This window comes from Mycobacterium sp. BK086 (genome assembly GCA_004362315.1).
In the GTDB taxonomy this organism is placed as follows: domain Bacteria; phylum Actinomycetota; class Actinomycetes; order Mycobacteriales; family Mycobacteriaceae; genus Mycobacterium.
Map to the genome: position 1 here is coordinate 808872 of SNWL01000003.1, position 12708 is coordinate 821579.

The 12708-nt window shown below is 67.7% G+C and carries 13 protein-coding genes; 1 reads left to right on the forward strand and 12 read right to left on the reverse strand.

What is annotated here, in order from left to right; genetic code table 11:
* Window positions 1-2 precede the first annotated feature (2 nt).
* The 5 genes from EV580_RS03870 to EV580_RS03890 form a co-directional block, all read right to left on the reverse strand.
* Window positions 3-566 (reverse strand): alpha/beta hydrolase, encoded by a 564-nt coding sequence (locus EV580_RS03870; RefSeq protein ID WP_133689798.1) that lies wholly within the window; start codon window positions 564-566, stop codon window positions 3-5.
* Window positions 567-630: 64 nt separating this feature from the next.
* On the reverse strand, window positions 631-1302 hold the full coding sequence (locus EV580_RS03875) for a hypothetical protein (protein WP_133689799.1): 672 nt from the start codon (window positions 1300-1302) through the stop codon (window positions 631-633).
* A 10-nt stretch (window positions 1303-1312) separates the two neighbouring features.
* Window positions 1313-2818, reverse strand: coding sequence for a cobyric acid synthase (locus EV580_RS03880; RefSeq protein ID WP_133689800.1), 1506 nt, complete (start codon window positions 2816-2818; stop codon window positions 1313-1315).
* Window positions 2815-3675 carry a type I methionyl aminopeptidase gene (gene map, locus EV580_RS03885; protein ID WP_133689801.1) on the reverse strand — a complete coding sequence of 287 codons (861 nt, stop codon included), beginning with the start codon at window positions 3673-3675 and terminating at the stop codon, window positions 2815-2817. Before map ends, EV580_RS03880 begins: the two co-directional genes overlap by 4 nt.
* Window positions 3676-3685: 10 nt before the next feature.
* The gene (locus tag EV580_RS03890; protein WP_502703909.1) at window positions 3686-4267 is read right to left on the reverse strand and encodes a DUF1707 SHOCT-like domain-containing protein; all 582 of its coding nucleotides are present in this window, start codon (window positions 4265-4267) and stop codon (window positions 3686-3688) included.
* Between the two features lie 63 nt (window positions 4268-4330).
* Between EV580_RS03890 and EV580_RS03895 the strand changes: the two genes are divergently transcribed.
* Window positions 4331-4720 (forward strand): Rieske (2Fe-2S) protein, encoded by a 390-nt coding sequence (locus EV580_RS03895; RefSeq protein ID WP_133689803.1) that lies wholly within the window; start codon window positions 4331-4333, stop codon window positions 4718-4720.
* Between the two features lies 1 nt (window position 4721).
* Here EV580_RS03895 and EV580_RS03900 read toward each other — a convergent pair whose 3' ends face one another.
* The 7 genes from EV580_RS03900 to ispG all read right to left on the reverse strand — a co-directional run bounded on the left by EV580_RS03900 (window position 4722) and on the right by ispG (window position 12691).
* On the reverse strand, window positions 4722-5636 hold the full coding sequence (locus EV580_RS03900) for an NAD(P)H-dependent flavin oxidoreductase (RefSeq protein ID WP_133689804.1): 915 nt from the start codon (window positions 5634-5636) through the stop codon (window positions 4722-4724).
* Window positions 5637-5701: 65 nt separating this feature from the next.
* Complete coding sequence (locus EV580_RS03905) at window positions 5702-5890, reverse strand: hypothetical protein (protein WP_133689805.1); 189 nt, start codon at window positions 5888-5890, stop codon at window positions 5702-5704.
* A gap of 114 nt (window positions 5891-6004) precedes the next feature.
* Entirely contained in the window at window positions 6005-7828 is a 1824-nt protein-coding gene (locus EV580_RS03910) for a penicillin-binding transpeptidase domain-containing protein (RefSeq protein ID WP_133689806.1), read from the reverse strand.
* A 92-nt stretch (window positions 7829-7920) separates the two neighbouring features.
* The gene (locus EV580_RS03915) at window positions 7921-9033 is read right to left on the reverse strand and encodes a glycoside hydrolase family 16 protein (protein ID WP_133689807.1); all 1113 of its coding nucleotides are present in this window, start codon (window positions 9031-9033) and stop codon (window positions 7921-7923) included.
* A 57-nt stretch (window positions 9034-9090) separates the two neighbouring features.
* Window positions 9091-10464 carry a family 16 glycosylhydrolase gene (locus tag EV580_RS03920; protein WP_133689808.1) on the reverse strand — a complete coding sequence of 458 codons (1374 nt, stop codon included), beginning with the start codon at window positions 10462-10464 and terminating at the stop codon, window positions 9091-9093.
* 185 nt (window positions 10465-10649) lie between these two features.
* Window positions 10650-11504: a GNAT family N-acetyltransferase gene (locus tag EV580_RS03925; protein ID WP_133689809.1), complete on the reverse strand. Its 855-nt coding sequence runs from the start codon at window positions 11502-11504 to the stop codon at window positions 10650-10652.
* 47 nt (window positions 11505-11551) lie between these two features.
* Window positions 11552-12691: a flavodoxin-dependent (E)-4-hydroxy-3-methylbut-2-enyl-diphosphate synthase gene (ispG, locus tag EV580_RS03930; protein WP_133691024.1), complete on the reverse strand. Its 1140-nt coding sequence runs from the start codon at window positions 12689-12691 to the stop codon at window positions 11552-11554.
* Window positions 12692-12708 lie beyond the last annotated feature (17 nt).

Here is a 12708-nt window from a genome sequence, read left to right on the forward strand (position 1 = left end):
ATTCACCAGGTGCTGGTGCGCAGCACGATCTCGGCGGCCAGCTGTGCGGTGGATTCCGCGGCGTTGCGCCGCCCGGTGAATTCGACCAGGCGGAAATCGCTGTAGACGTAGCGCTGGCTGGCCCGGGCCAGCGCCCTGGCGGCCGGGGTGCTCACCAACGCGGTGGTGTTGATCTCCACCGGCGGGCAGTCCTCGTCACGGACCACACCGTTCTGGTCGGGAACCTTGGGGTGCCCGCGGTCGATCACGACCAGACCGGTGAACCGGTCGAGGCGGGTGGCGGCCAGCTCCCAGGCGAGCTCCGCGCCCGCCCGGTCGCCCACCAGGATTCCCCAGCGGACATCGAGCGCGTCGAGGATGCCGATGACGGCTTTGGGATGTAGCCGTGGGTCGGCACCGATGACGACGGTTCGCACCGAAGCCGTGTGCAGGCGCTGACAGACCCCGTCGTAGGCGGCCGGTGCGTGCTGGGCGGCACCCAGCACGACGACGTAGGGGCCCTTCTCCGGGCCGGTCACGCTGACCGGCACGGGGAACCCATCGACAGTCACCATCGTCGAAGGCATTTCGCCACGTTACTGTGAAAGTGGCTTACGGCGGGCGGTTTTCGCAGGGTCCCTCAACTCCTACTCAGGTAGCACGGCGAATCTTGGCGGCCTGCTTGGCAAAGACGTCCAGAAACGTCTGCGGCAGTGTCGCTTTGGCATCGACGCTGGGATCGGGCGTGGGAAAAGCGATTCCGAACATTCCGTATCTGCCCACGTTTTGGAATGCCATATAGACACTACTGGGAGAACCCATCAGCTGCATTGTTTGCTGGTACGCCAAGAGGCCGTCCCCCAAAGGGGGTAGCTCGGTGGTCGTGATGGGGATGCCCTTGCTCCGCGGATCGAAATAGGCTTCGAATTTCGCACAGCGCCCGGCCGCCGCCTCGAGCTTGTCCAGATCCAGTGGCCACGACAGCACGGTCATCACGATGCGCGCCCCGTCGTAGGTGGCGGCGTATTTCGAGGCGCTGCCGGGCCCGCGTTCCGCCGATTCGGCGATGACGTTCGTCATGGCATTGGCGCAGCCCTCGGGACGGGACAGCATCGACGGCGGGCTGCCTGCGTTGTCGGGCTGACCGGCCTGCTCGACGATGCGGTCGTACTGCACGCCGGGCGGGAAATCTGCCGGGCCCAGCGTGGCCTTCTCCAAGAACGCGCCCGGCCACGTCGCGGTGCCGGTGACCGTCGATCCGCAGCCGGCGACCAGCACGGTGGCAGCAATCGCCGCGGTGACCAGTGTCGTCCGACCCGACATGGTTTTCAGGCTACCGATTCAGTCGCGTACTCACCGTGGGGCGCACGGCCGCACCGCCGTCGAGCAGCGACAACAGTGCGTCGATGTCGAGGTGGGCGGCCAGCAGATCGGCCATGACGTCGAGTTGAGCGTCTCGGCGGGCGGGCACCAGGGTGTCGGCGGCAACCCGAAATCCGTGCCGTCCGGCGGCGGCGGCCGCGGTGGCGAGCCAGTCGCGACGGAATTCGTCGTTGTCCAGCAGGCCGTGCCAATGGGTGCCGAACACGGCGCCGCGGACGTAGCCCTGCACGGCGCCGTCGGCCTCGAACCAGCTGTCCTCGGCGCAGCGGGTCACCCGTCCGTGGTGGATCTCGTAGCCGCTCAACGGACTCGGCCAGTGCCGCAGCACCTTGTCCTGGGCGAAGTCGATGTCGGCGTCGAACAGTCCCAGCCCGTCGACGTCACCGGCACGGGTTTCGACGGTGTCGCCGATGTGGCGGCACAACATCTGGAAGCCGCCGCAGATACCGAGCACCGGACGCCCGGCGCCGGCATGCGCGGCGATCGCGTCGGCCAGCCCCCGTTCCCGCAGCCAGCCGAGGTCGGCGACGGTCGCTTTACTACCCGGGATCACCACGATGTCCGCGTCGGCCACCTCGGCCGGTTCGGCGGCCCAGCGGACCTGCACGCCGGGCTCGCAGGCCAGGGCCTCGATATCGGTGGAGTTGGAGATCCGCGGCAACCGAATGGCCGCCACCCGCAGCCACTGCTCACCGAGCGGCGGCGTCGGCACACCGACCACATGACCGGCCACCACGGACACCGAATCCTCGGTGTCCAGCCACAGCTCGTCGCTGTAGGGCACGATCCCGTAGGTGGGCCTGCCGGTGAGCTGAGCCAGCTGATCGAGGCCCGGCGCCAGCAGCGCGGGATCGCCGCGGAACTTGTTGACGATGAAGCCGGCGATCAGCGCCTGGTCTTCCGGTGAGAGCACGGCGAGGGTGCCGAACAGGTGGGCCAGCAGGCCGCCGCGGTCGATGTCGCCGACGACGACGACCGGCAGTCCGGCCGCGCGCGCCAGGCCCATGTTGGCCAGATCGGTTGCCCGCAAGTTGATCTCGGCGGGTGACCCGGCGCCTTCGCAGATCACGACGTCGAATTCGGCTCTCAGTGAAGCTAATTCGTCGGCGACCACCCCGGCCAGCCGATCGCGGTGCTCGATGTAGTCGCGCGCGCTCACCTGCCCCACCGCATGCCCCTTGACCACCAGCTGCGAGGTGCGGTCACTACCGGGCTTGAGCAGGACGGGGTTGAACCGAGTGGTGGGTTGCAGGCCCGCCGCCCGCGCCTGCATACCCTGGGCCCGCCCGATCTCGCCGCCGTCGACCGTGACCACCGAGTTGTTGCTCATGTTCTGCGCCTTGAACGGCGCCACGCGAATTCCCTTGCGCGCCAACAGCCTGCACAGCCCGGCTACGACCATCGACTTGCCGGCGTCGGAGGTGGTGCCGGCGATCAGCAGCGCGCCGCCGGTCACGGCGCCAGGGTCAGGATCTCCGCGCCGTCCTCGGTCACGACCAGGGTGTGCTCGAACTGGGCGGTCCACTTGCGGTCCTTGGTGGCCACCGTCCAGCCGTCGTCCCAGATCTCGTAGTCCAGTGCACCGAGGTTGATCATCGGCTCGATGGTGAACGTCATCCCGGGCTCCAGCACGGTCTCCACTTCGGGCTGGTCGTAGTGCAGCACCACCAGACCGTTGTGGAACGTGGTGCCGATTCCGTGCCCGGTGAAATCACGAACCACGTTGTAGCCGAACCGGTTTGCGTATGCCTCGATGACCCGGCCGACGACCGACAGCGCCCGGCCCGGCTTGACGGCCTTGATGGCCCGCATCGTCGCCTCGTGGGTGCGCTCCACCAACAGGCGGTGCTCCTCGCTGACGTCACCGGCCAGGAACGTGGCGTTGGTGTCGCCGTGCACACCGTTGATGTAGGCGGTGACGTCGATGTTGACGATGTCGCCGTCCTCGACCACGGTCGAGTCCGGGATGCCGTGGCAGATGATCTCGTTGAGCGAGGTGCAGCACGACTTCGGAAAACCCTTGTAGTACAGCGTCGACGGGTAGGCGCCGTGGTCGACCATGTAGTCGTGGGCGATGCGGTCGAGTTCGTCGGTGGTCACGCCGGGGGCGACCGCCTTACCGGCCTCGGCCAGCGCGCCGGCTGCGATGCGTCCCGCGATCCGCATCTTCTCGATCACCTCGGGTGTCTGGACCCACGGCTCACTGCCTTCGGCCACCGTCGACTTACCGACGTATTCGGGACGCTCGATGGACTGGGGAACCTGCAGGTCCGGTGAAACCACTCCGGGCCGGAGTGCACTGCGTACGGGCATGTAGGCCAGCCTAATGGCGACGCAGCAGCGGACGCTTGGGACCGCGGACGTTGACCGAACCCATGACCACCCGGCCGGTGAGCACCACGTGCGGGGTGCCCTCGGCGGGTGCGTCCTTGCGGCGGTCGCGGGCGCTGCCGGCGTAGACGGTGATGTCGTCGATGGACGCGCTCGCGCCGTCGGGCAGGCGCAGATCCACCGAGCCACGCACCATGTCGAGTTCGATGACGACGACCGGACCGGCGAAGCGGGCATTGGTGAGGTCGAGGTCGACCGAGCCCATCCGGCGCACCAGCGCCAGCCGAGTCGGAACCGTCCACTCCCCGTGCCGGCGCAGTGAGCCCATCCAACCGCGCAATTCGACCCGGTCGGCCGCCGAGGTGACGATGGCACCGGGACCGGGTAGGTCGTCGACCAGGATCTCGAGATCGGTCTGCATGCGGGCGGCCGACACCTGCGCCGAGCGCTCCTCGAACTCACCGATATCGATCAGCCCCAACGCGACGGCGTTGTGCAGCCGCCGCAGGGTCCCGTTGCGGTCGGCATCGGAGACCCGCAGCGCGGGCGTGTGGTCGATTCCGGTCATAGCCACTCCACGGTACCTGTTCGCCCTGGCCACACGCCCATCTCGGCAGCTCTCGGCTAGCCTGGGCCGATGTTCGATTTGCCGCGCCGAACCGTCCTGATCGGGGCCGCTGTCGCGCCGATCGCCGCCTGCAACAGCAATACCGGCGAGCTCACCGCGTCGCCGACGACGACCGCACCGGGTCAGGTGTTGGCCCCCACCGCCGACATCCCGGTGGGCTCGGGCAAGGTCGTCGGAGACACCGTCGTCACCCAGCCCAAACCCGGGGTGTTCGAGGGGTTCGTGGCCCGCTGCACCCACGCCGGGTGCAAGCTGCCCGGGGTCACCGACGGCACGCTCAGCTGCCCGTGCCACGGCAGCCAGTTCGGTCTCGACGGCGCGGTACTGCGCGGGCCTGCCGTGACGCCGCTGACGCCGGTCGCGGTGAAGGTTCAGGGCGCCGACGTCGTCGCTGGCTGACTCAGAAGCGGGCCGCGGCCCCGGTCAGCGCGCTCTGCGCGCCCTCCCAGGTGCTGCGGACGATATCGGCCACCGGTAACACCTCGACGATGCGCGAGCAGACCTGGCCGGTGTTGGCCACGCTGGCCTCCATATCGCCCTCGAAGTAGAGCTCGGTGACGCCGCTGATCAGCGGAGCCGACGCTCCCTCGGTCGCGACGCGACGGGCCAGCCCCACGTGCAGCACGCGCATCGTGGGATTTCCGGGCAGGTTCAGCAGGATCGTGCCGGCGTCGTCGGCGGCGACGATGGCGTCCTTGAAGTTGGTGTGCACGCCCGCCTCACGGCTGGCCAGCATGCGGGTGCCCATCTGGACACCTTCGGCGCCCAACACCACTGCTGCGGCGGCCGACCGGGCGTCGCAGATGCCCCCGGCGGCGATCAGCGGCAGGTCGATCTGTTCGGCGATCAGCGGGAGCAGCACCATGGTCGACGCCCCGAGTGCGGATTTGAACCCACCTCCCTCGACGCCCTCGACCACCAACGCGTCGACACCGGCGTCGACCGCCTTGCGGGCGCCGCCCAGTGAGCCCACCACGTGCACCACCGTCATGCCCGCGTCGTGCAGCCGTGCGGTGAAAAGGCCCGGGTCACCGGCGGAGGTGAACACATGGCGCACATCGGCTTTCACCAACACGTCGACGATGGACGGGTCACGCTTCCAGCCCTGGATCATCAGGTTGGCGCCGACCGGCCGGTCGGTGAGATCGCGAACCTTGAACAGGTCCTCGCGGCCCTCCTCGGTGAGGGTTTCGATGACGCCGAGGCCACCGGCCTCCGATACCGCCGCGGCGAGCTGCGCTCTGGCGATGTAGGTCATCGGCGCCTGGACGACGGGATAGGTGACGCCGAGCAACGTCTGGATCCGGTTGGCCACGCATCATCTAAACACACCGGCCGCGACGCACCGAAGTTCTTGTCCCACTTGAGAATCGCGGTTGGTCAGGCGACCTTCAGCGCGTAGAGAACCAACACCAGGGTGGCCGTGAACATCATGGCCACGAGCAGAAATTTGGCGATCGGATTCAGTCCGCCGCTGTAGCGAGCCTCATATCTGAGCCGTCGCCGAAATCGCATCCAGCGTCGCCGAGTCCAATCCATGGTCACGAGCCCGCCCCCACCGTCCGTCACGTCTTTCACACCGCTTCGCGAGACGACGTCGGCCCTCGGTACTCACCATCATCGTGGCGGCCGATTTCGATGGATATGGGCTCGCCGAAGATTTAACCCAACGGTTGCCTTCGGTCAGGCCAGGTAGTCGGTGGGCAGCTCGCTGAACATCATCTTCACCATCCGCACCGCGTATTCCGAACTGCCGCCGCCCACGATCAGCGCCGCAAACGCCAAGTCCCCGCGATAGCCGGCGAACCAGGCGTGCGAGCCGCCCTCGAATTCGGCCTCACCGGTCTTGCCGCGCACATCGCCGGCGTCGTTGATGTCCTTGGCAGTGCCGTTGGTGACCACCTGCCGCATCATCGGCCGCAGGCCGTCGAGCATGGCCGGGGTGATCGGCGGATGATCACCGGTCTCGGCGGTCTGACTGCCCACGATCAGGTGCGGGTTGGGCGTTTTGCCGGCGGCGACGGTCGCCGCGGCCAGCGCCATCCCGAACGGGGTGACCAGAACCTTGCCCTGCCCGAAGCCGTCCTCGGTGCGTTCGGCCAGGTTCACCGTCGGCGGCACCGTGCCGGTCACGGTGGTCAGCCCGTCGATCGTGTAGTCCGGCCCGATGCCGTACTGCGAGGCCGCCACCGTCAGCGCGGTCGGCGGCATCCGGCTGGCCAGCTCGGCGAAGGTGGTGTTGCAGGAGTTCGCGAACGCCTTGGACATCGGGACCGTGCCCAGGTCGAACTTGTTGTAGTTCGGGACGATCCGCTGGCCGATTTCGAGCTCACCCGGGCAGCCCAACAGGGTGTTCGGGGTGGCCATATCGCGATCGATGGCCGCACCCGCGGTGATGATCTTGAACGTCGAACCCGGCGGGTAGAGACCGGTCGTCGCCGCCGGACCGTCGGCATCGGCCGCGGCGTTCTGGGCGACGGCGAGGATCTCACCGGTCGACGGCTTGATGACCACCATCATGGCCTTGCGGCCCTGGGTGTCGACGGCGTGCTGGGCGGCGTTCTGCACCGAGCGGTCCAGCGTGATCGAGATGGACGGCGCGGGCGTCGGCGGCACCTCCTGCAGCACGTCGACGTCGTTGCCGTTCTGGTTCACGCTGACCACCCGCCAGCCGGACTGACCGTCGAGTTCGTCGATCACCGCCTTCTTCACCTGGCTGATGACGGCCGGGGCGAAGCGATCGTCGGTGGGCAGCAGATCGGCCTGCGGGGTGACGACGACGCCGGGCAGCGCGTCCAGCGCCTGGCCGACCTTGTCGTGGTCGGACGGTCGCAGCGTGACGAGCTCGAGTGGCTTACTCGAGGAGCTGGCCTGCTCGGCCAGGCGCTGTGGGTCCAGGGTGTTGTCGAACTGGCGCAGCTGATCGGCGACCACTCTCGAGGTCGCCATCAGCTGACTGCCGGCCTTGGCCGCGTCGAGCTGGTAGCGGTACAGGTTGGCAGGCGCCAGCACGTCGGTGCCGCCGAGTTCGTTCACCGAAGCCCGCCGCGGGGCGTCGGAGCGCAACGTAAAGTGCTGGTGCTCACCGAGTTTCGGGTGCAGTCCGGCAGGTGTCCAGCGCACTCGCCAGGTGCCCTCGTCGCGGATCATCTGCAGCACGCCGTCGTAGGTCCAGGTGCGCTTCTTGGGCAACTGCCAGGTGAAGCGGTAGTTCACGCTGCCGGTGTCCTCGGTGTAGCGCGAGCCGAGGACCTGAGCGTCGAGGTGGGTGGCCTGCAGCCCGGCCCACGCCTCGTTGAGGGCGGCCTGCACGTCGGCAGGGCGGTCGGAGAGCTGCGCCGCGGCCGAGGTGTCGCCCTTGGTGAGGTCGGCGAAGAACTTCTCCGCGGCGGGGCCGGGGCCGTCGGGGCGCGGGGTGCACGCCGACAGCGTCGCCGACGCCGCCACCACGGCGAGAAGGGAGACCACGCCTGTGACTCGTGTTGCTAATGGGGTGCAAGTAACCATTGGGACAAATGTTATGAGCCCGTGATCCGAATCCCGTGCCAACACACCGGCGCTCGGCGAGTCATTCCGGACGCCTCAGAGCGCGCGTACGGTCAGCTGACGGCGGCTTGCGAATACTGCTTGGCCCAAGCCACTTCCATCTGCGCACCGGCGGCGATGTCGGGCCCCATCACGTCCAGTTGGATGCACAGGTGCATCGACCCCGGCGGGAATGTCGACTTGTTCGTCGAGGTGAACAGCGGAACGCCGTCCACGTACGTGACGATCTGCGTCGGCGTCCACTTGACCGCGTAGGTGTGCCACTGTGTGGCGTCGACCGCCATGCTGGCCCTGATCTGTTTGTTCGTCTGGCCGTAGTGCAGGACTGAATTGACCGTCTGGCGTGCGGGGTCGTCCCACATCTCCATGAAGTCGACCTCGCCCCCCTTGGGCCAGTTCTCGGCGTCGGGCCACAGCAAGAGGACGGGGTCGTAGTTCTTGGCTCCCGGCGGCACGCGCAACCGAACCTCCCACCCGCCGTACTTCTGGCCGCCCGGCACCCAGGCGATACCTTCGTCATGCCCCTGCGCGTCACCGGTGATCGTCATCGTGCCGTTCGAGAACGACAGCATCTCCGGTGTGCGAATGCCGTCCGGGTATGTCCCGGTGTAGACCACGAACTGGGACAGAACCGAACTGTCGGTGAAAGTCACCGTGCGCGTCGGCGCACCCCAGGTGCTGGGACCGCCGCGTGGCGCGGGTGTCTTGATGCCCACCGCCGCAAAGGCGGTCTGCACTTGCCGGAAGAACGAGTTCACCGCAGCGGTCACCATGGCCATCGGATTGGGCGACGCCACCTTCGGCAGCACCGGCGCCTGCGCCGTGGTCGGCGCACCGGTTGCTGACGCCGCAGCCAGCGTCTGGGTCACTGTGTTCCGCGGTTGCGCGACAGCCGCCTTGGCGTCTGACCGTCGAGATGTGTTGGCAGGAGCGGCAGATCGCGGCGCGCGGGCGGCGTGCGCGGTACCCGCCGACGTCCCCCTCGCCGAATGTGCCGGCGCTGACGATGCGGAGCCCGATGATGCGTCGGCCGCCGCGGCGCCGGCGCCGGACAGGATCGCGGCCCCGACCCCCAGTGCCGCCACCACACCGCCGGCCCATCCCGCGTACGTCGCGATCGTGGAATTGCCTGCCCGCCCGCAGCGTGCACAAGATTGTCGTTCCATGGTTCCCCCTGCCCTGCGAGTCCGACGATAGACCGAATTGACGCCCGCGATCGTCAATCAGGTGAAGGAGGCGTACGAGTACTCCTTGGCCCAGGCGACCTGCATCTGCGCGCCCGCGGAGATATCGGAGCCCAGCATGTCGAGCTGGATGCACAGGTGCATCGGCCCCGGCGGGAACGTCGAGGTGTCGGTGGTGGTGAAGATCGGCGTGCCGTCGACGTAGGTGGTGATCTGGGTGGGTGTCCAACTCACCGCGTAGGTGTGCCATTGAGTCGCGTCGACGACCTTGGTCGCGCCGGCCTGCTGATTGGTCGCCCCGTAGTGCAGGACCGAATTCACCGCCTGCCGGGAGCCATCGCCCCAGATCTCCATGAAGTCGATCTCGCCACCGGTGGGCCAGTTCTCGGCGTCCGGCCACAGCAGCAGCACCGGGTCGTAGTTGGGCGCGCCCGCCGGGATCTTGACCCGAACTTCCCAGGCGCCGTACTTCTGTCCCGGCCCCCACGCGATGCCCGCGTCGTTTCCGTTGGCGTCGCCATTGAGCGTCATGATGCCGTCAGCAAAGGTGATCTGGTTCGGTGTCCGATTGCCGTGCTGGGTCCGGCCGTTGTACACCCACCAGTCCGACAACACCGAGAGGTCGGTGAAGTACGCGGTGCGCGACGGCGTTCCCCACGGTCCGACGCTGCCCGGATCGCCGGGCGGCAGGATCGCTCCGAGCACCTTGGCGGTCAGCTTTGCGGTCGAACCCCACCCGGGAACCAGCATGCCCATCAGCCCGTGGAACTGTCCGGGAGTGGCATCGCTGACGGTGGCGGTGAAGATGTCGCCCGTCGTGGATACGAAGTCATCTCCCGGGGTGAAGGTGAAATTGCCACTGCCATCGATTGTTACGGTTCCCTTGGCCGCGGTGCTCACCGAGTACTTGAGCGCGTCGCCGTCGGCGTCGTTGCCGACGACCTGCCCGGTGATGGTGCCGTCGTCGTGGATGACGTTGTCGGAGCCGTCGTAGGTGAGCGTGGGTGTCCGGTTGAAGAATTTGACTTGGATCTGTCGGGCGATCGAATTCAGGAAGCTGAACGGATTGGCAAGTGCTGAAGCACTTTTGGTGGCCGAGGCACTTTCCATCGAACGGACCGTCGTCGTCGCGGCGGCCGGTTCGGGCACCACCAGCGCAGCGACTCGGCGTCCGGTGGAGCCGACGGCGGCCTGCGGTCGCGTGGTGCGTGCGCCGGCCACCACCGCTTTGGGCTGAGACGGCCGTGCCGACTGCGCCGAGGTAGCTGAAACATGTGACGAGGCAACGGATTGCCGCGAATGCGCGGTCCCGGACGCCGTCGAGCCGTCGGCCGCCGAACCCGTATCAGCGGCGGCCACCGCACACCCCACGGTGACCGAGGCGCCGAAGCCGAGCGCTACCAGAGCACCCAAGCCGAGCTGATGTGATGAACGAGACCAACGCATGAGGACCCCCCGACCCAACACTGCGAAACCGCCGGTCGCAAACCCCCCGTTTGCCATGGAGTCCCGGCAATAACCCGACTTACGTCGCGCTTCACCGATATTGACACAGATCGCGCAGACGCGTCCCTAATCGAGCAAATTGATTTCGACGCTCAGTCGAGCAGCACGGTCGCGAACATACCGACCTCGGCGAAGCCGACCCGTGAGTAGGCCGCGCGCGCGACCGCATTGAAGCTGTTGACGTAGAGGCTGGCGATCCGCCCGCTGTCGACCACGGCGGCGGCCACCGCCGCGGTGCCCGCCGTGCCGAGTCCATGGCCGCGCCACTCGGGGTGCACCCAGACTCCCTGGATCTGGCCGACCACCGGGGACTGCGAACCGACCTCGGCTTTGAACACCACCTGGCCGTGCTCGAAGCGGGCGTAGGCCCGTCCCGCGGCGATCAGGCTCGCGACCCGGCGCCGGTATCCCCGGCCACCGTCACCGATCCGCGGATCGATCCCGACCTCGCCGATGAACATGTCGATCGCGGCAACCAGATACGCGTCGAGTTCGTCGACCCGGACCCGGCGCACCGCCGGGTCGATCCGGCACGCCGGCGGAACACCGAGTGCCATCAGCGGTTGACGGTCGCGCACATCACGAGCGGGACCCCACGCATGCTGCAGCCGGTCCCACATCGGCAAGACCAGTTCGGCGCGCCCCACCAACGACGAACAACGTCGTGCGGTGCTCATCGCCTTGTCGGCGAACGCGTGCAAATCGGGTTGCGCACCGCGCAACGGGATCAGATTGGCCCCGGCGTAGCACAGGGATTCCTCGGCCCGCCGCCGCGTCCACAGCTCTCCGCCGATCGCCTGCGGCTCGACACCATGGTCGGCGACCCGCGCGGCCACCATGCAGGAGCCGACCGGATCGTCGGCCAAAACCCGTCCCACCGCCGCGGCGTCGCGCACCACCGAGACCCGTCGTTCGTCGACCAGACGAAACAGTGGCGGAGCCGACATGGCGGTAACTTTCTGGCGGGTGTGAAAACCCCTGCGGGGTTACGCCATCAGCTTACGGTCACCACCGGCGAACCGCTGGCACTTGCATCCGTGCCGCCCTGCTCTTCGGCGAGTCGCATCGCCTCTTCGATCAGCGTCTCGACGATCAGCGCCTCGGGCACGGTCTTGATCACCTCGCCCTTGACGAAGATCTGGCCCTTGCCATTGCCCGATGCCACCCCGAGATCAGCCTCGCGGGCCTCACCCGGACCGTTGACCACGCACCCCATCACCGCCACCCGCAGCGGCACGTCGAGGCCGTCGAGACCGGCGGACACCTGGTTGGCCAGCGTGTAGACGTCGACCTGGGCCCGCCCGCACGACGGACACGACACGATCTCCAGCCCGCGTGGTCGCAGGTTCAGCGACTCCAGGATCTGGGTGCCGACCTTGACCTCTTCGATGGGCGGCGCCGACAGCGACACCCGGATGGTGTCACCGATCCCCCGCGACAGCAGTGCACCGAACGCGACCGCCGACTTGATCGTGCCCTGAAACGCGGGGCCGGCCTCGGTCACGCCGAGATGCAGTGGGTAGTCGGACTTTTCGGCCAGCAACTCATAGGCGGCGACCATGATGACCGGGTCGTTGTGCTTGACGCTGATCTTGATGTTGCCGAAACCGTGCTCCTCGAACAGCGAAGCCTCCCAGAGCGCGGACTCGACGAGCGCCTCCGGGGTGGCCTTGCCGTACTTCTCCATGAAGCGCTTGTCCAGCGAGCCGGCGTTGACGCCGATGCGGATCGGGATGCCCGCCGCGCCCGCGGCTTTGGCGACCTCGCCGACCCGGCCGTCGAACTCCTTGATGTTGCCGGGGTTGACGCGCACGGCCGCGCAGCCTGCGTCGATCGCGGCGAAGATGTACTTGGGCTGGAAGTGGATGTCGGCGATCACCGGAATATTGCTGTGCTTGGCGATCTCGGCCAGCGCGTCGGCGTCTTCCTGACGGGGGCACGCCACCCGGACCATGTCGCACCCGGCGGCGGTCAGCTCGGCGATCTGCTGCAGTGTGGTGTTGACGTCGTGAGTCTTGGTGGTGCACATGGACTGCACCGAGATCGGGTAGTCGCTGCCGACGCCGACGTCGCGCACCATCAGCTGACGGGTTTTTCGTCGGGGCGCCAGTACGGGCGCCGGCGGAGCCGGCATACCCAGGCCTATCGAAG